Here is a 16,896-nt window from a genome sequence, read left to right as displayed (position 1 = left end):
ATGAGGAGGTCAATTGAAAGAGAAGGTCAATTAAAGTGCCGTGAGCAGGCCTTTAACTAAGGGTGAAGCACTTATTTAATCGCCATCACCAGCCCGTGGCGGACATACCACACCCGCTCAGCGTGGGCGGTCATATCTTGAGTGAACCAACCATTTACATCGCGCAGGCGACGCTGCGTAGACTGCATGGGCACAATGCCACGCCCAACGTCAGTAGCGATGATAATTAACGCTGCGCTGAGTGTTTCAGCGCGCAGGCAGAGCTGTTCTATATCGCCCTGCCAGCGCTGGCGCAGCGTGTCGCTATCGGTTGTTTCTAAATCTGCGCTGAGCCAATCAAGCACACCATTAATTACAAGCGGCGTGTGGCTAGAAAGCGCTGACCGGCAATCACTCAGCGGCTTATGGGCTTTGAGTCGCCAGCTAGTGGCGGCGGGAAAGCGAGCGGCTACGGCGTCGCGCTTGCCAGCGCAGGCACCGCCGATGAAGAGCTGCATTGCCATTCTCCTTGTCCCTTTTCATCAACGTGATACGAGAGCTGCCAGCGCCTGCCCTCGGCTTGAAGTACCGTGGCGTCCCAAAAGTGGATAGTTTCAAAGCGCCTGCGCAGTTCACGAATAACGCCGCCGTGGGTCACGGCCAGAATTTTTCGATGACCGCTGGCCTGGGCATCAGCCGCCAAGTCAGATAGCCAGGCATCCAAGCGCTCACGCAGCTGGGCGGCAGACTCGCCGCCGGGAATTTGCAGCTCACCCACGCTGTCAATCCAAGCACGATAGTGCGGCAAGTCTTTCAGCTCGTCGTAAACCTTACCTTCGTAGTCGCCAAAATCTAGCTCGCGAAGGCGCGCTTCAAGGTGCACCGGCGCGCCCGTATCTGCCGCCTGCGACCATTCCAGCGTTTGCTGGCAACGGTGTAGGTCGCTTGAGTAAATGGAATCAAACGACTCAAGCGCCAGCGCTTCACGCAGGGTTATCAACCCCGCCTGCGCATCGGGGAAAAGCAGCGGAATGTCGCGCTGGCCTTGATAGCGGCGCTCTAAATTCCAAGCGGTGATACCGTGACGAACTGCCACCAGCTCCACAGTAAGATCAGTAGCCAAAGCTCTCCTCCTTCAATAGTGGCACCGACCATATCGCCGTTAATGCCGTTGAATAATCGCATCATGACTCCGCGCATGAGCATCACAAAGACCGCGACCGCTAGCAGCATTAACACTGTGGAAGGCACTAGCAGGGCTAACAGCGCCATCGGCAATAGCGCTAGCGCAACGTCCTGACCACTAAGCGACTGCTGCCAGCTCCATGCCAAGCCTTGCGATTGGGCGCAGGGCGTCAGCACCAACAAGGCAACGCCGGCCCAGCGGCCTAACGCGGGCATCGCCACTAGCCACCAGAGTGGCGCCTGATAGTGAAGCAGCGCCCATAGTAAAATGCCTTTCCAGGCGAGTAAAAACACCAGCACCAATATGCCGAAGCTACCAACCTGAGAGTCCTTCATGATTTCCCAGCGGCGCGCCAGCGGCTGATTGCTGCCCAGCGCATCAGCGATATCCATCACTCCGTCTAAATGCAGGCCACCCGATAACGCCACCCACACGCTTAGCACGGCCAGCGCGGTGATCGGTACCGGAGCGTTTTGCAAAAGCAGTGCGACGAGCGCCAGTACGCCGCCAATCAACAATCCCACCAGCGGGTAGGAGCGCACTGCCCAGCGGCGTGTGTCTGGCGTCCATGGGCAGGCAACAGGCAGTGGAATGCGGGTAAGAAACTGCAGTGCTAACACTAGACCCCATAGGGCATCTTTCATAATGGCCGCCCGTTCATAAATAGCATCCGCGGGTTGGTTTCCACTCCATCGCGCAGCCTGCCACCACCTCAATCACTGAGTCCGACTCTGCCGCCACCCAGCGGTGAGCGCGCTGTAGAAACGCGAGGTAGCGCCAGGTCTCGGCATCGGTGGGCGGCAGCGATTCATTGATATCGTTAGAGACAATCACTAAATGCAGGCTGCGTGCGCGGGCATCACAAAGACTATTGCCCAACAGCGTCAAGCCCTCCTCGTCACTCAGCTCACTGGCGTACAGCACTTGGCTGGCCCATAGCGTTAAGCAGTCAAGCAGCACGACACTGTTAGCGGGCAGCGCGGCAATCGCTTGATCGATACCGAGCGGCGCTTCGATGGTTTGCCACTGCACGGATTGTGACAGCGCGCGTCTGGACTCCCGATGGCGGGCCACCCGCTCGGCCATCTCCTCGTCATACACGCTGGCGGTGGCCAGGTAATAGCAAAGGGTGCCAGCGGCCGCCTTTAGCACTTGCTGCTCAGCAATGGCGCTTTTACCTGAGCGCGCCCCGCCGCTAACAAAGACAATCATGCAAAACCTTCATCAGCCGTTGATTGGCAGGCGCATCGCGCAGCGCCACGCGCAGCCAGCCACCGTCTAGCCCGGCAAAGTTATGCGTGTGGCGTACCAGCACACCCCGGCGCAGCAGCTGTTCAAACAGTGCATCACAGGTAATGTCATGCTGGGCGCCGGGCCTAATTAAAAAGAAGCAGGCATGGCTGGGCGCGACGTCCAATCCTAGTTGAGCCAGCGCTTGAGCCATGCGCGGATGCTCACTGGCAAGCCATCGCTGAGTGCGTCGTGCAAAGGCATCGTCTGCGAGCAGCGGCGCCACCAGCTCGGCTGCCAAATGATTAACACTCCAGGGTGGCTGATGAGCCCCTGCCGCGCTAATGGTGGCTTCATCCGCCAGCAGATAGCCCATACGAAGTCCTGGCAAGGTATAAAACTTGGTCATTGAGTGCAGCAATATCAGATGCGGAAAGCGCGCTAACAAAGGTGCCAGCGAGGCCGTTTGCTGGGTGTCATCAACCATATCGATAAACGCTTCATCAACCACCACGCGACAACCAAGCGCCGCGGTGCGCTCCAACAAACTCAGCATGGCCGGGGTATCTATAAGCGTTGCTGTCGGATTATTAGGTCGACAAAGGAACAGCACATCGTGGTCGGCTAGCGCTTCTAGAAGCGGATCACACGCCAGCGTAAAGTTCGGCGCGGTCAGTGGTAACACCGTGACAGAAAGCCGGTGAGCGCGACAAGCGCGGTCATACTCGCCAAAGGTGGGCGTAATGATAGCGGCTCGCTGACCGGCATGCAGCGCGGCAGCGAGGAAAATTGCCTCGGCTCCGCCGTTGGTCAGCAGCACTTGTTCGGGCTGAAGCTGATGATGTGTGGCAATCGCCTGACGGGCAGCGTGGTAATCGGGTGCTGGGTAGCATTCAACACCGGCCAGTTGCTCCATCAACCAATCGCGAACCCACGCGGGCGGGCCCATGGGGTTAAGGTTGGCACTAAAATCTTCCAGGCGATGATCTGCGGGCAAATTGAAATGTGCTAACAGTGCCTCGGCTTGGCCGCCGTGGCTGGGCCATTCAAGCTCATTCATATTACCCCCGAGAAGATAGCCATCTTCATCGCTATCGGTACTATCATTAGAAGAACAAAGAGTAGCGTAAACAACAGCCACGCACCGTGCATTAAACGCACCGTGGCGCTGATGTGTGCAACCCGCAGCACGTTAATGGGTTCGCCTAGCGTCGCGCGGTGCGATGCTAGGCCTTGGTAGAAGCTCGTGCCGCCCAACTGCACACCCAGCAAGTGGGCAACCATTGCCTCCGGCCAGCCAGCGTTTGGGCTTAGGTGGCGCGGCGCATCGTGGCAGGTACTGCGCAGCGCACCTTTCCAGCGCACAGATAACACACCTGCAGTGCTTAATAGCAGGCCTGCAAGCCACAGGCACAGCGCCGTTAAGCGCGCCGGTAGCCAGTTGGCGATATCGTCTAGTTTGGCAGAAAAAAATCCAAAATCGCTGTAGCGCTGGTTTCGATAGCCGACCATCGAATCCAGGGTGTTCACCGCCTTGTAAGCCAGCGCTAACGGTGCGCCGCCAATGAAAGCAAAAAATAACGGTGCAACAATGCCGTCTACGGTATTTTCTGCCACGGTTTCCACCGTGGCGCGAGTAATATCGGCTTCATTTAGCGGGTGGGTATCGCGCCCCACAATCATACTCAGCGCTTGACGCGCTGCGGGTAAATCACCGTTAGTCAACGGCACGACAACGGCGCGCGCCGCATCACCCAAGCCCTTAATAGCGAGCGTGGTGGAAAGCAGCCAAAGCTCAGCGATAAGCGCCAAGCCTGGGTGCAGCTGTGCTAATGCCCAAAGCAACAGCCAGCTGACACCCAATACGCCGCCCACCACGCTGACCGTTAGTAGCAATCCGCTAAATCTTCGCGCAGCAGCAGAGCCACGGTTCCAGCGCCGCTCAAATACGCTAATGAAGCGCCCGATCAACACCACCGGATGCGGCCACGAGCGCGGATCGCCGATGATTAAATCAATCATAATGGCCAGCATGATCAAACCTGCCCCACCGAGCGTGGCGCCAGCGATCATGGCTTCGCCTTGTCACTAACGCCCGCCGCATCAAACGTGGCCATTTCGCGCATCATGGCAGTTGCCGCCTGTAGTAGCGGATACGCCAGCGCCGCACCGCTGCCTTCGCCTAGCCGCATGTTCATATCAAGCAAGGGCTTTGCTGCTAAGGCCGCTAACGCAATATCGTGCCCCGGCTCTTGGGAACGATGACCAAAAATGAGATAGCCACGCACTGCGGGGCAAAGTCGGCAAGCGGTCAGCGCGGCAACGGTGGCAATAAAGCCATCGACAATCGCCGGTAGCCGCTGGGCAGCCGCCGCCAAGTAAGCCCCCGTCATGGCGGCAATTTCCAGCCCACCCAGTTTAGCCAACACGTCAAAAGGTGCCTTAGGGTCAGCGCGCCGTGCGGCAATGGCACGCTCAATCACTGCGATTTTATGCGCTTGCTGGACGCTGTTAATCCCCGTACCCGCGCCTACTAGGTCTGCTACTGACCCGCCGGTCAAGGCCGCTAACATCGCGCTACTGGCGGTGGTATTCGCAATGCCCATTTCGCCAATAATCAGGCAATGGGTGCCGGCGTTTTGGGCTCGCTCAACGGCCGCAATGCCCGCATCAATCGCGGCCAAGGCCTCATACGCTTGCATCGCGTCTTCCACCAGCATATTCCCGGTGCCATGGCGTACCTTGGCATTGACCACGCTGGGTTCCGTTAGATGGCTTGCCACACCAACATCGACTATCTCAACACGGGCGCCAATCTGCCGGGCGAAGACATTAATCGCCGCGCCGCCGTGTACAAAGTTGGCTACCATCTGCGCGGTTACCGCTTGAGGAAAAGCCGAGACGCCTTCCGCGGCGACGCCGTGGTCTGCCGCAAAGACAATCACTGCTGGTGCTGCAACGCTGGGCCTTAGCTCGCCCGTCATGGCGCTAAGCTGAATCGCCAGCGCTTCCAGCGCACCCAGGCTGCCGGCAGGCTTAGTCAGCGTATCTAAATAGCGACGCGTTTCCTCACCCGCTAAGAAATTAACGGGCTGAATGCGGTTAACAGTGGCATGCATGCTGGCTCCAGCTCAGGGATGGCTCATTCAATAATCAAATGCGAGGTATAAAAGGGTAGCAAAAGCCCGAGTGCTATACTTGCTATTTCACGGGCGGCGCTCACACTCCGTCTGGATTTTATGGCGTCATGGAGGCCATTGTTGGCGATGTACTCCGGCCTAATTTGAGGTAATAAAACTACAAACAGTGTTTTTATTGCCGTAAAGTCTCTTATATCGACACCAAAGAATGTAAAATAACTACAAGTCTCACACACCGTCTCTATCATGCAGAGGTCACTATGCCGAGTTCAACACCTGCCCCATTAAACCCCATTGTTGCCGAAGTCACCCAGCGCATTCGTGAGCGTTCTGCCGAACGTCGTGCTCTCTATGAGCAGCGCATGGCTGACCAGCACAAGCGTGGTGTGCATCGAGGCGAGCTTAGCTGCGGTAATCTGGCTCACGGTTTCGCCGCCTGCAACCCGCGTGATAAGGGCGAGCTTAAGATGATGAACAGCGCGAACCTGGGCATTATTTCGTCTTACAACGACATGCTCTCAGCGCACCAGCCGTTTGAAACTTTTCCTGAAACTATTAAAGCCGCCGCGCGTGACATGGGCTCGACCGCTCAATTTGCCGGCGGCGTGCCGGCGATGTGTGACGGCGTTACCCAGGGCCAGCCAGGTATGGAGCTGTCGCTGTTCTCCCGCGACGTGATTGCGATGTCTGCAGCCATTGGCCTGTCACACAATATGTTTGATGCCGCTCTTTATTTAGGCGTGTGCGACAAAATTGTCCCTGGATTATTTATTAGCGCGGCGCGCTTTGGGCATCTGCCGGCCATGTTTGTGCCCGCAGGCCCAATGCCCAGCGGCTTGCCCAACAAAGAGAAGGCGCGTATCCGCCAGCTTTACGCAGAAGGTAAAGTGGGCCGAGCGGAGCTGCTTGAAGCCGAGTCCGACTCTTACCATAGCCCCGGCACCTGCACCTTTTACGGCACCGCAAACTCCAATCAGCTAATGATGGAAATGATGGGGCTACACCTGCCGGGCACGTCGTTCGTTAATCCTGGCAGCGACATGCGCGAAGCATTGACCCGCTACGCCACCGAGCAAGCCATTCGCAATACTGAGCCCGGCGGCAACTATCGTCCGTTCTATAAACAGATTGATGAACGCGCTATCGTTAACGCCCTGGTGGGATTGCTGGTCTCGGGCGGCTCGACCAACCATACGCTGCACCTGATCGCGATGGCCGCTGCTGCTGGAATCACCCTTAACTGGGACGACTTCACGGCGCTTTCCGCAGTGACGCCCAGCCTGATGCAGGTTTATCCCAACGGCCAAGCGGATATCAACCACTTCCAGGCCGCGGGCGGCATGAGCTACCTGTTCCGCGAACTGTTAGCGGCAGGCCTTATTCATGGCGATATCCCTACTGTCTTCGGCACCGATTTAACCGCCTACACCCAAGAGCCTTTCATTGAGAACGGCAAAATTGTCTGGCGCGAAGGCCCTGAGAAGAGCCTTGACGAAGACGTTCTTCGCCCTGTCGCAACGCCTTTCGCACCCACTGGTGGCCTAACGGTAATGAAAGGCAACCTGGGCCGCGGAGTGATCAAAGTGTCGGCGGTGGCAGAAGAGCATCGCATTGTAGAAGCACCGGTCAAAATATTTGAAGACCAAAACGATTTGAAAGGTGCATTTGAGTCAGGCGAACTGGATCGTGACGTTATTGCCGTAGTACGTTTCCAAGGCCCCAAAGCCAACGGCATGCCAGAGCTTCATAAACTGACGCCGTTCTTAGGCGTGCTGCAAGACCGCGGCCACAAAGTAGCGTTGGTGACCGACGGACGAATGTCAGGCGCATCGGGCAAAGTACCTGCCGCTATTCACATTAGCCCTGAAGCCTTGGATGGCGGCCCGCTGGCCAAGCTGCGCGATGGCGACATCGTGCGCTTAGATGCGAATGCAGGCACGTTAGAAGCAAAGGTTGATCCCGCTATCTGGGCGAAACGTGAGCAGGTGGTCGCCAATTTAGATCATTACCACGTAGGCATGGGTCGTGAGTTGTTTGGCGGCTTCCGCCATTTGGCCATGCGCGGCGAAGAAGGCGCCGGGGTATTTGGTGGGTTTGAAGCCGATGATCTCGCTCGCCAGCAGGAGCACATTTCACAAGAGGATGCTTGATGCGACCGGCATTAATCGGCGACATCGGCGGCACCAACGCACGCTTTGCGCTGGTGCCGCCGGGTGAAATGGCCCCACGCGATATTTTAAACCTGCCCTGCGCCGATTACCCCGGCGTAGTAGACGCTATTCAAGACTACCTGAATCGCGTAGGCGTTAGCGCTGCAGGCGCACCTCAAGAAGCATGCTTAGCCTTCGCCTGCCCGGTTCACGCTGAGCGGGTCAAAATGACGAACAACCACTGGGACTTTATGAAAGGTGACGTTCAGCAAGCGCTGAACTTATCGCTATTTAAAGTCATTAACGACTTCACTGCTCAGGCGCTGGGCGTGCCCCACGTGGCGGCAGGTGATTTGGTAGAGATCCAGCCTGGGAACCCCCAGGCGCATTCAACCCGCTTAGTCATCGGGCCAGGCACAGGGTTAGGCGTTGCTGGCGTGTTTCCCGGTCAACATGCCTGGATTCCTCTGCCAACAGAGGGCGGTCACATTACCTTCGCCCCCACTGACGATACAGAACGCGCGATTTTAGATATTTTTAAGCAACGCCGTTCGCGTATTAGCGTTGAGCGCCTACTTTGCGGTCAGGGCTTATTAGAGCTTTATCAAGCCTACTGCGTTATTGAAGGTGTCGAGCCGCGCCTGACGACCCCTGCCGACGTCACAGCAGCTGCCAATGAAGGTGATAGCCTTTCCACCGCTGCCCTGCTGCGTTTTCTTAAGATTTTAGGCGATGTTAGTGGCGATGCCGCGTTAACCATGGGCGCGCGCGGCGGGGTTTATCTGTGTGGCGGCATTCTTCCACGGCTGCTGGAATGGCTGCCGAAAAGCGAGCTACGTACAGCCTTTGCGAACAAAGGCCGCATAGGTGCTTATAATGCGGATATCCCCATATGGGTGGTTACCGCCCCCTGGACAGGTCTGCTGGGCGCCGCAGAAGCGCTATATAACGAAGAAGTTTTCTAACAAATTCAATAAGAGGCAGCTTATGACGCCAGTCATCGCATTTGGAGAAGCGCTCGTTGACATGCTCTCCAATCGCTTAGGGGTTTCAACGGCTTCCCAGGAAACCTTCACACCCTATGCCGGTGGTGCCCCCGCTAATGTCGCCGTCGCCTGCGCACGTTTAGGTGTGCCCAGCCAGTTTTTAGGCATGCTGGGCGATGATACGTTTGGCCATTTTCTGGTGAGAGAGCTTAATAGCCACGGCGTAGACACGGGCGGCGTAGTATTCACAAAGCAAGCACGCACGGCGCTGGCTTTTGTTTCCCGTGATGAGGCTGGCGAGCGCACGTTTGATTTTTACCGCCCGCCCGCCGCGGACTTGCTTTACCGCCTTGAGCACCTACCCGCGGGCATTTTCGAGAACCCCGCCATTTTGCATCTCTGCAGTAACAGCCTTACCGACCCCGACATCGCCGCCGTCACCCTTGCGATAGCCACCATGGCTAAGCGGGCAGGCTGTTTGGTCAGCGTAGACGCCAACTTACGCCACAACCTGTGGCCTGAGGGGTCGGCGGATATCAGCCTTGTCACACAGCTGCTCGACAGCGCCGAGCTACTCAAGCTCTCCCAGGAAGAGCTTGACTACCTGCGTGCCGATCATGACGCTGAAGCGTGGCTAGCCCAACGGCTAGCGGCGGGAGTGAAAATTGTTTTGATCACCGATGGTCCCAACGACGTCGTACTCAAGGGCATCGATATTGATCAGCGCATTGCGCCACCCAACGTTGTCGCCATTGACACTACCGCCGGGGGCGACGCCTTTATCGGTGGTCTGCTCGCCGAACTCTCGGCTCACGGCATTAACGAAAACTGGCAGCGCGATAGCAACTTTCTAACCCAAGCAGTCGCTACCGCCTGCCGCTGCGGTGCCTTTGCCGTGACCCGGCCTGGCTCCTATGCAGCGCTACCCACCCGGGCGGATATTATCTAGCATCCCTATCCAGGCATTAACCTATCGGCGCACCTGCATCAGGCGCGCCGTTTTGCTGTTGCTAACACCCATGCTCTTACGCGCTCTTCCCCGTGGTGCTTAGCGCCCAATCAACTAGGACTTATGTCTAAAACCGTTTGGTTGTAGAAATGTCAGACATTTAATAAACTGAGCTAAATACGGTTATTAACGAGACGCGCCATGACGCTGGACACCCTGCCGCCCCACACAGGTGGTGCCGAACATTTAGCACGCCTACTGGCGCAGGCATTGCTAGCAGGCCGTTGGCAGCCGGGCGACGCCTTTCCGCGCGAACTGGATATCGCTAGACACTTTGCGGTTAGCCGTAACCAGGTTCGCAACGCGCTAGCCACTCTCACCTCGGCGGGGCTATTAGAGCGCACGGCAGGCCGTGGCACGCTGGTTCGCGAGATGGGTGACTGGCACCTGCTCGACCCGCTAATGAGCAAGTGGATGACAGGCCTGGTCAATATTGACCCCCAGTTAGTACGTGCCATCTATGCCTTTCGCTACTCAGCCGAACCCATGGTGGCTGGGCTAGCGGCTCAGGCAGCCCTACCTGAAGATCTTGAGCGCCTAGAAACCGCCTTTGCCGGCATGGAAAAAACCGCTGCCAGCACTGATCTACGTGGCGAACACGCCGAGTACGACGTCGCTTTTCACGATGCGACCTACCGGGCTACTCACAATCTCGTCTGGCGGCAAATGGGGCATCTGCTGCGACCTTCTATCATGGCCCTTGTTTGGGGATCGCAAGACCGCACTGGCACCTTAGACGACAGCCTTTCACGCCATCGCCAGGTGCTTGAAGCGATACGCAACCGAGACATCAGCGCCGCAGAGTCCGCAGCGCACGAAGTCCTTCGCCGTACGGCTATCGATCTTGGCATCGTCAGTTAATCATTAAGAGGAAGATTGAATATGAAAATCACCCGTCTCAAGACCTGGCAGGTTCCGCCGCGCTGGTTATTTCTGAAAATCGAGACTGACGAAGGCTGCTACGGGTGGGGCGAACCCGTCGTAGAAGGTCGCGCCGCCACGGTTGAAGCCGCCGTGCATGAGCTTTCTGACTATCTGATTGGCCAAGACCCGCACCGCATCGAACATCTCTGGAACATGATGTATCGCGCTGGTTTTTATCGCGGCGGCCCGATTTTAATGAGCGCGATCGCGGGGATCGATCAGGCACTATGGGATCTTAAAGGTCGCGATCTGGGTGTGCCGGTTCACCAGCTACTCGGCGGTGCCGTGCGCGACAAGATGCGCATGTACGCCTGGACCGGTGGCGATCGCCCAAGCGATGTAGGCGCGGGTGCTAAAGCGCTGGTCGAAAAAGGCTTTACCGCGTTCAAAATGAACGGCACACCAGAGATGCAGATTGTTGACTCGCACCGCAAGGTCGACGAAGCAGTGGCCCGGGTCGCAGAAGCCCGCAATGCCGTGGGCCCTGATGTCGGCATTGGTATCGACTTTCACGGCCGCGTACATCGGCCAATGGCCAAAGCGCTGCTACGCGAATTAGAGCCCTTCCACCCGATGTTTGTGGAAGAACCGGTTGCGCCGGAACACCTGCCCTGCTTGAAAGATATTGCAGGGGGCTTGGGTTATCCGCTGGCGACGGGTGAGCGCCTGCACACCCGTTTTCAGTTTCGCGACCTGCTCGCTGATGGCATGATTGATATCATTCAGCCCGATATCTCGCACTGTGGTGGCATCAGCGAAGGTCTTAAAATTGCCGCCCTGGCATCCGCCTACGATGTGGCGCTAGCGCCGCACTGCCCGCTTGGCCCGCTGACATTAGCCGCCTCGCTCCAGCTGGACGCGGTGAGCCACAACGCTTTTATTCAAGAACAAAGCATGGGCATTCATTACAACCAGGGCAACGATGTACTCGACTACCTGGTTGATAAATCAGCTCTCGCCATTGAAGACGGTTTCTGCGCGATTCCCCAAGGTCCAGGGCTTGGCGTGGAAATCAACGAAGAGTTCGTTGAGGAGCGCTCCAAGGTTGGCCATCGCTGGCGCAACCCGGTGTGGACGCACGAAGACGGCTCTATTGCAGAGTGGTGAGCATGAGGTTAATTAAATGAAAACAACCGCTGCAGAAATAGCGCCTCAGTTAGCTTGGATTGCCGTGGACTGGGGCTCCAGTAACCTGCGCGCCTGGGGGCTGGATAAGCACGACCACGTGATTGCCCATGCCAGTAGTGAAAAAGGCATGCTGTCGTTAAAGGCCGATGAGTACGAAGCAGAGCTGCACCGACTGGTAGCTGACTGGCTGCCCGACAGCGGCCAGATCAACGTAATGGTGTGCGGTATGGCCGGGGCTCGACAAGGGTGGCGGGAAGCCGCTTATTTGCCGGTGCCCACGCGCCTTGATCAGCTTAGCCAGGGCGCTGTGATCCCTACGCTGTCTAACGACCGGCTGCGCGTGCATCTGCTGCCTGGCTTGAGTCAAACCCGCAGCGCATCCGCTCATTTTGATGTCATGCGCGGCGAAGAAACCCAACTGGCGGGCCTGGTGGCCGATAACGCCAGCTTTTCGGGCCTTGCATGCCTGCCCGGTACTCACGCCAAATGGGCGATGCTGGCATCCGGTGCCGTCACGCAATTTACTACCTATTTAACCGGCGAAACATATCAGCTGCTGGCACGCCAATCGGTTCTACAGCACTCTATTGGTAGCGACGATTTAAACGATTCGGCTTGCCGCGACGCGTTTATAGCGGCAGTCAGCGAGATCCATAAAGCGCCAGCCACCTTTAGCAGCCGCCTTTTTGGCCTACGCGCGCAAGACTTACTCGACGGCACCTTACCACTAGGCAAGGCGCGCTCAGCAATACTCGCAGCAAGGCTTTCAGGACTGACTATCGGACTGGAGCTTTCAGGCGCTTGTCACGCATGTCCGGCGTCTGAGCCCATTACTCTGATTGGCAATCAGGTGCTTTGTCAGCGCTATACGCTGGCCCTGAATGCTATCGGCTATCAAACACAGTATGTGGATGGCGATACGGCCGTACTCGCAGGTTTACGCCTTGCGCATCAAGCGCTGAAGACTTGATGCACGCGCGAATCGCTTGGACCACTATCGGCATACTTAAGGTTGCAACAATTAACGTAAGGAGAGATTGGCTATGACGCTGCCTCTGATTGGTATTTTACGCGGTGTAGCGCCCGATGAAGTCGTTGATATCGCGGCAGCGGTGCTGGCGGCGGGCATTACGCAAATCGAAGTGCCGCTCAACTCCCCCAGCCCGCTGGAAAGCATCCGCCGATTGGTCGATGCATTTGGCGATCGCGCGGTGATTGGCGCAGGCACGGTGCTGACGCCGGCACAAGTGCGCGACGTCCACGCCGCTGGGGGGCGCTTGATTGTATCGCCTAACTGCCAGCCAGCGGTCATCGAAGAAACCCATCGGCTTGGCATGGCAAGCTGGCCGGGCATTGTCACGCCCTCCGAAGCCTTCGATGCGTTAGAAGCAGGCGCCACGGGGCTTAAGCTATTCCCCGCCGTTCAGGTAGGTTTAGAGGGCATGAAAGCCGTTCGCGCCGTGCTACCGGTAGGCACTCTGCTATATGCGGTGGGCGGAGTAGGCATCGATAATTTTGCCCAATGGCGCGCCGCTGGCGTTGACGGTGCAGGCCTGGGCAGCGCGCTATACAAGCCTGGCCAAAGCGCTTCCCAGGTGGGGCAACAGGCGCAAGCCCTTGTCGATGCGTGGTTGGCAGGAGAACAATAAGGGGAGCTAACAACAATGGGCGCAGGCATGCATGTTGCAACGTGGCAGGCAGAGTTAGCGGTTGATTGCCGCTGCACATTAGGTGAAGGTCCGCAGTGGGACGCTAAAAATAAGCGCCTTTATTGGTGCGATATTCTTGGAAAACAGCTGCACTGGCTATCCCCTAGCAGCGGGGAAAGCGGCTATTATCCGCTTGATCATAGGGTATCGCTAGCCACTCCCCTTGAAGAAGGCGGACTGCTGTTAGTGGGTGAAAATCGCTTAAGCCGCTTCGACCCTAGCAGCGGCAGCGTAGAAACATTTTGTGACTTCGAAGCCGATAACCCACTTACCCGCAGCAACGATGCCCGGGTTGATCGACATGGCAGCCTGTGGCTTTCCAGCATGGGTAAGGCTGCCGAAAAAGGCGCAGGCAGTCTTTATCGCCTGCATCGCGGCCAGCTCACACTTTTACGCCCGAACCTGACAGTTCCCAACGCCATTTGCTTCTCTGAAAACGGCGAGTTCGCCTGGTTTACCGACACCGCTGCCGGCGTAGTGATGCGCTGGGCGCTAGATCGCGATGGATGGCCAACGGGTGAGCCAGTGCCCTGGGCTGATTTCTCATCTGTACTGGGCAACCCAGACGGCGCCGTAATGGACAGCGAAGGCTGCCTGTGGCTCGCGCTTTGGGGGGCAGGCCAGGTGGTTCGCCTTGATCATGAGGGTCAGATCATTGCTCGCGTTGAGCTTCCCGTCAGCCAGCCCTCCTGCCCCGCGTTTGCAGGTCCTAACCTGACAACGCTATACATCACCACGGCCCAGGAAGGCTTTAGTGCCGCACAGCTTGCCCAGGAACCGACCGCTGGTTCACTTTACGCGGTAGACACCGGCATTGCCGGTTTGGCTGAGCTGCCGCTACGCCTGATATAACGCGAAGGCCCCGCCAGCATATGCTAGCGGGGCCTTGATCTTGCGGCTGAAATATCTGGTTTTCTAGTTACTCGATACCACTATTAGCCCGCAAAGCTTATATACATCACGATCACTAACACCACCAAAACGATACCAGCGGGTACCGCGCCTTTCCACGGTGTTAGGTCAACATCACCGGTATGCTCCTGTACCCAGTCAGTCTCACGGGGGCGCAGCTTACCGATAATTAGCATCGTCACCACCAACAGCACAAACACCAGCGCCACAAAGTGGAACTCGTTCATGACCTGTGGCAGCAAGTTAAAGGGCGGTACAAAGTAGCCGGCGGCAATCAGCAAGCAACCACCCACCAGCGCGATTTTAGCCGCCATGGGAGGAACGCGTTTCGTCAGTAGCCCCACCAGCACGACGGCCAGAATGGGAATGAAATAGATCGCATTCATCTTCTGCAGATAGCCAAACAGACTCTCTTGACCTGCCAGCAGCGGTGCAATGATCATGGTAAGAACCGCCATGATCCAACCAAACACCTTGCCCGATTTCACGACCTGCGCTTCAGTGGCCTCTTTATTAAACACACCTTTATAGATGCCTAAGCTGAAAATAGTCGTCGTGCTGTTAAGTGCCGAGTTAAACGATGACAAAATCGCCCCTACCATTACCGCGGCGAAAAAACCTGTTAAGTAAGGCGGCAATACGTTAAACACCAAGTGCCCATAGGCTTCATCAGCACGCACGCCCTGATCGGCATAAAGGTGATAAGCAATAATCCCTGGAAGTACCAGATAAAGCGGACCTAGAAGCTTGAATAAGCCGGTGAGCAAAACGCCTTTCTGGCCTTCAGCCAGGTTTTTCGCGGCAAAGGTACGCTGAATAATCTGCTGGTTGGTGCTCCAATAGAACAAGTTAATCAGGAATACGCCGGTAAACAGCGTGAAGAACGGCACCTGCTGATCACCGCCGCCAATCGAATTAAGCTTGTCAGGGTCACTCTCTTTAAGAATGCTCCAGCCTTCCATAATGCCTGTGCCACCGCTCACGGCCTGCAGACCGTAATAGACGATGACAAAACCACCAATTAATAGACCGACCCCGTTAAGAGTGTCAGAGACTGCGACTGTGCGCAGCCCGCCAAACAGTGCATACACGGCCCCGATGATGCCGACGATCCAGACCGTTAACCAAAGCAGCGTCGTGGAAGACTCAATGCCGGTTAACCCCTGCAGATCAAGCATGCCCTGCAGCCCTATCGCCCCCGAATAAAGGATGATTGGCAGTAGAATAACAGCATAAGCAAGCAGGAAAATAATGTTGGTAATCAGCTGTGTATCTTTATCAAAACGAATTTCAAGCAGCTGCGGCAGCGTTGCTATACCGCTTTTCAAAAAGCGTGGCAGGAAAAACAGTGCTAATGCCACCAGCGCGATAACCGCCACGACTTCCCAAGCCATGACGCTCAAGCCATCGGTGAAGGCCGCACCGTTGAGCCCTACCATTTGCTCGGTAGAGAGGTTGGTCATCAGCAATGAACCGGCGATCAGTGGAAACGTTAGGGTACGCCCCGCTAGAAAGTAGCCGTTGGTACTCGAGTGGTCATCTCGGCGGGTGATTCGCCAAGTGATAAAGGCGACAAATCCTGTAAAGAACAGAAAAGACGCCAGGGTCAACGCGTGCATAGGGCTCACCTCATCATCGTTATCAGTGATGCGCACGTCACAATCGATGCGCACTCAAAATGTCAGACATATCGGCTATCATTTTAGACGAGCTAAATATAACTTAGTAATAAGTCTTTGGTCTTAAATCCGCGTCAAAGCGATCAACAGGCGTCACGAAGCCATAAAAAAACCCTAACAGTTATTTAAAACAGTTAGGGCGCGTGTTGCTTCGCTAGCGGCTACCCGCCGAGGCAGCCTGATTAGTGGTGAAAACGCTCGGCCGCTTGACGGGCCAGCTCACGAATACCATCCCAGTCTTCCGCCTCTACCATGGCTTTCGGCGTTAGCCAGGAGCCACCGACACACATTACGTTGGGCAGCGACAGGTAGTCATCGGCGTTATCTACCGTGATACCACCGGTGGGACAAAAACGTGCTTCGGGAATAGGGGCGCCAAACGCTTTGATCGCTTTCGCTCCACCGCTAGATTCTGCCGGGAAGAATTTAAACCGGCGATAGCCGTACTGCCAGCCGGTCATTAGTTCAGACACTGTCGACACACCCGGCAACATTGGCACTGCGCTTTCAATGCCATAACGATACAGCGCTTCTGTCGCGCCCGGCGTCACGATAAAGTCAGCCCCCACCTGCTCGGCTTGGCGATACTGCGCCGGTGTTAGCACCGTGCCAACGCCAATGCTGGCGCCAGGCAATGCTTCGCGCATGCGTTTAACCGCTTCTAGCGCGCAGTCGGTACGTAAAGTGACTTCAAGTACGGTCAAACCGCCTTCGACCAAAGCACGTCCAAGCGGCACGGCATCTTCCAAGCGCTCAACGGTAATCACCGGAATAACTTCGGCTTTTAGGCAGATGCTATCAAGCTCAGCGGTGCGGGTAGACGGTAATTGTTTTTCAATGGTCATGTGCGAGTCTCCAAAAATC

17 protein-coding genes are annotated in these 16,896 nt (G+C 56.6%); 8 read left to right on the top strand and 9 right to left on the bottom strand.

What is annotated here, in order from left to right; translation table 11 throughout:
- Positions 1-71: 71 nt before the first annotated feature.
- The 7 genes from ACT3TR_RS14715 to cobT are packed head-to-tail and all read right to left on the bottom strand — an operon-like array spanning position 72 to position 5,514.
- The gene (locus tag ACT3TR_RS14715; RefSeq protein WP_444625675.1) at positions 72-497 is read right to left on the bottom strand and encodes a bifunctional adenosylcobinamide kinase/adenosylcobinamide-phosphate guanylyltransferase; all 426 of its coding nucleotides are present in this window, start codon (positions 495-497) and stop codon (positions 72-74) included.
- Positions 449-1,102 (bottom strand): histidine phosphatase family protein, encoded by a 654-nt coding sequence (locus ACT3TR_RS14710; RefSeq protein WP_444625676.1) that lies wholly within the window; start codon positions 1,100-1,102, stop codon positions 449-451. Before ACT3TR_RS14710 ends, ACT3TR_RS14715 begins: the two co-directional genes overlap by 49 nt.
- Positions 1,039-1,809: an adenosylcobinamide-GDP ribazoletransferase gene (gene cobS / locus ACT3TR_RS14705; protein WP_444625677.1), complete on the bottom strand. Its 771-nt coding sequence runs from the start codon at positions 1,807-1,809 to the stop codon at positions 1,039-1,041. The genes ACT3TR_RS14710 and cobS overlap by 64 nt, the downstream gene beginning before the upstream one ends.
- Before the next feature lie 13 nt (positions 1,810-1,822).
- Positions 1,823-2,377 (bottom strand): bifunctional adenosylcobinamide kinase/adenosylcobinamide-phosphate guanylyltransferase, encoded by a 555-nt coding sequence (locus ACT3TR_RS14700; RefSeq protein ID WP_444625678.1) that lies wholly within the window; start codon positions 2,375-2,377, stop codon positions 1,823-1,825.
- Positions 2,361-3,455: a threonine-phosphate decarboxylase CobD gene (gene cobD, locus ACT3TR_RS14695; RefSeq protein WP_444625679.1), complete on the bottom strand. Its 1,095-nt coding sequence runs from the start codon at positions 3,453-3,455 to the stop codon at positions 2,361-2,363. Before cobD ends, ACT3TR_RS14700 begins: the two co-directional genes overlap by 17 nt.
- A complete protein-coding gene (gene cbiB, locus ACT3TR_RS14690) occupies positions 3,452-4,468 on the bottom strand; it encodes an adenosylcobinamide-phosphate synthase CbiB (RefSeq protein WP_444625680.1) in 1,017 nt (338 codons plus the stop codon). The genes cobD and cbiB overlap by 4 nt, the downstream gene beginning before the upstream one ends.
- Complete coding sequence (gene cobT / locus ACT3TR_RS14685; RefSeq protein ID WP_444625681.1) at positions 4,465-5,514, bottom strand: nicotinate-nucleotide--dimethylbenzimidazole phosphoribosyltransferase; 1,050 nt, start codon at positions 5,512-5,514, stop codon at positions 4,465-4,467. The genes cbiB and cobT overlap by 4 nt, the downstream gene beginning before the upstream one ends.
- 281 nt (positions 5,515-5,795) lie before the next feature.
- Between cobT and edd the strand changes: the two genes are divergently transcribed.
- The 8 genes from edd (at position 5,796) to ACT3TR_RS14645 (ending at position 14,293) form a co-directional block, all read left to right on the top strand.
- Positions 5,796-7,685 carry a phosphogluconate dehydratase gene (gene edd, locus ACT3TR_RS14680; protein WP_444625682.1) on the top strand — a complete coding sequence of 630 codons (1,890 nt, stop codon included), beginning with the start codon at positions 5,796-5,798 and terminating at the stop codon, positions 7,683-7,685.
- Positions 7,685-8,650, top strand: a complete 966-nt coding sequence (glk, locus tag ACT3TR_RS14675) for a glucokinase (RefSeq protein ID WP_096279405.1) — start codon at positions 7,685-7,687, stop codon at positions 8,648-8,650. Before edd ends, glk begins: the two co-directional genes overlap by 1 nt.
- Before the next feature lie 22 nt (positions 8,651-8,672).
- A complete protein-coding gene (locus tag ACT3TR_RS14670; protein ID WP_444625683.1) occupies positions 8,673-9,620 on the top strand; it encodes a carbohydrate kinase family protein in 948 nt (315 codons plus the stop codon).
- Between the two features lie 201 nt (positions 9,621-9,821).
- Positions 9,822-10,541, top strand: coding sequence for a FadR/GntR family transcriptional regulator (locus ACT3TR_RS14665; RefSeq protein WP_096279401.1), 720 nt, complete (start codon positions 9,822-9,824; stop codon positions 10,539-10,541).
- Positions 10,542-10,562: 21 nt separating this feature from the next.
- Positions 10,563-11,711 carry a galactonate dehydratase gene (gene dgoD / locus ACT3TR_RS14660; protein WP_096279399.1) on the top strand — a complete coding sequence of 383 codons (1,149 nt, stop codon included), beginning with the start codon at positions 10,563-10,565 and terminating at the stop codon, positions 11,709-11,711.
- Positions 11,712-11,727: 16 nt separating this feature from the next.
- Positions 11,728-12,702: a 2-dehydro-3-deoxygalactonokinase gene (locus ACT3TR_RS14655; protein WP_444625684.1), complete on the top strand. Its 975-nt coding sequence runs from the start codon at positions 11,728-11,730 to the stop codon at positions 12,700-12,702.
- A gap of 73 nt (positions 12,703-12,775) precedes the next feature.
- Complete coding sequence (locus ACT3TR_RS14650) at positions 12,776-13,381, top strand: 2-dehydro-3-deoxy-6-phosphogalactonate aldolase (RefSeq protein ID WP_444625685.1); 606 nt, start codon at positions 12,776-12,778, stop codon at positions 13,379-13,381.
- Between the two features lie 27 nt (positions 13,382-13,408).
- Positions 13,409-14,293, top strand: coding sequence for an SMP-30/gluconolactonase/LRE family protein (locus tag ACT3TR_RS14645; protein WP_444625686.1), 885 nt, complete (start codon positions 13,409-13,411; stop codon positions 14,291-14,293).
- Between the two features lie 83 nt (positions 14,294-14,376).
- Here the strand turns inward: ACT3TR_RS14645 and ACT3TR_RS14640 are convergent, their stop codons facing one another.
- Positions 14,377-15,972: a solute:sodium symporter family transporter gene (locus tag ACT3TR_RS14640; protein ID WP_444625687.1), complete on the bottom strand. Its 1,596-nt coding sequence runs from the start codon at positions 15,970-15,972 to the stop codon at positions 14,377-14,379.
- A 242-nt stretch (positions 15,973-16,214) separates the two neighbouring features.
- Positions 16,215-16,877 carry a bifunctional 4-hydroxy-2-oxoglutarate aldolase/2-dehydro-3-deoxy-phosphogluconate aldolase gene (locus ACT3TR_RS14635; RefSeq protein ID WP_096279391.1) on the bottom strand — a complete coding sequence of 221 codons (663 nt, stop codon included), beginning with the start codon at positions 16,875-16,877 and terminating at the stop codon, positions 16,215-16,217.
- Positions 16,878-16,896: the final 19 nt, after the last annotated feature.

The sequence above is a fragment of the Halomonas sp. AOP12-B1-6 genome, assembly GCF_052379225.1.
Lineage (GTDB): Bacteria > Pseudomonadota > Gammaproteobacteria > Pseudomonadales > Halomonadaceae > Vreelandella > Vreelandella casei.
The sequence above is the reverse complement of the archived record's forward strand: the minus strand, read 5'-3'. Positions and strand labels throughout refer to the sequence as shown.

Excerpts from the sequence above, each read along its gene's own strand:
- ACT3TR_RS14715 (WP_444625675.1), bottom strand. The coding sequence starts at position 497 with ATGCAGCTCTTCATCGGCGGTGCCTGCGCTGGCAAGCGCGACGCCGTA.
- cobS (WP_444625677.1), bottom strand. The coding sequence starts at position 1,809 with ATGAAAGATGCCCTATGGGGTCTAGTGTTAGCACTGCAGTTTCTTACC.
- ACT3TR_RS14700 (WP_444625678.1), bottom strand. The coding sequence starts at position 2,377 with ATGATTGTCTTTGTTAGCGGCGGGGCGCGCTCAGGTAAAAGCGCCATT.
- cobD (WP_444625679.1), bottom strand. The coding sequence starts at position 3,455 with ATGAATGAGCTTGAATGGCCCAGCCACGGCGGCCAAGCCGAGGCACTG.
- cbiB (WP_444625680.1), bottom strand. The coding sequence starts at position 4,468 with ATGATCGCTGGCGCCACGCTCGGTGGGGCAGGTTTGATCATGCTGGCC.
- cobT (WP_444625681.1), bottom strand. The coding sequence starts at position 5,514 with ATGCATGCCACTGTTAACCGCATTCAGCCCGTTAATTTCTTAGCGGGT.
- edd (WP_444625682.1), top strand. The coding sequence starts at position 5,796 with ATGCCGAGTTCAACACCTGCCCCATTAAACCCCATTGTTGCCGAAGTC.
- glk (WP_096279405.1), top strand. The coding sequence starts at position 7,685 with ATGCGACCGGCATTAATCGGCGACATCGGCGGCACCAACGCACGCTTT.
- ACT3TR_RS14670 (WP_444625683.1), top strand. The coding sequence starts at position 8,673 with ATGACGCCAGTCATCGCATTTGGAGAAGCGCTCGTTGACATGCTCTCC.
- ACT3TR_RS14665 (WP_096279401.1), top strand. The coding sequence starts at position 9,822 with ATGACGCTGGACACCCTGCCGCCCCACACAGGTGGTGCCGAACATTTA.
- dgoD (WP_096279399.1), top strand. The coding sequence starts at position 10,563 with ATGAAAATCACCCGTCTCAAGACCTGGCAGGTTCCGCCGCGCTGGTTA.
- ACT3TR_RS14655 (WP_444625684.1), top strand. The coding sequence starts at position 11,728 with ATGAAAACAACCGCTGCAGAAATAGCGCCTCAGTTAGCTTGGATTGCC.
- ACT3TR_RS14650 (WP_444625685.1), top strand. The coding sequence starts at position 12,776 with ATGACGCTGCCTCTGATTGGTATTTTACGCGGTGTAGCGCCCGATGAA.
- ACT3TR_RS14645 (WP_444625686.1), top strand. The coding sequence starts at position 13,409 with ATGCATGTTGCAACGTGGCAGGCAGAGTTAGCGGTTGATTGCCGCTGC.
- ACT3TR_RS14640 (WP_444625687.1), bottom strand. The coding sequence starts at position 15,972 with ATGCACGCGTTGACCCTGGCGTCTTTTCTGTTCTTTACAGGATTTGTC.
- ACT3TR_RS14635 (WP_096279391.1), bottom strand. The coding sequence starts at position 16,877 with ATGACCATTGAAAAACAATTACCGTCTACCCGCACCGCTGAGCTTGAT.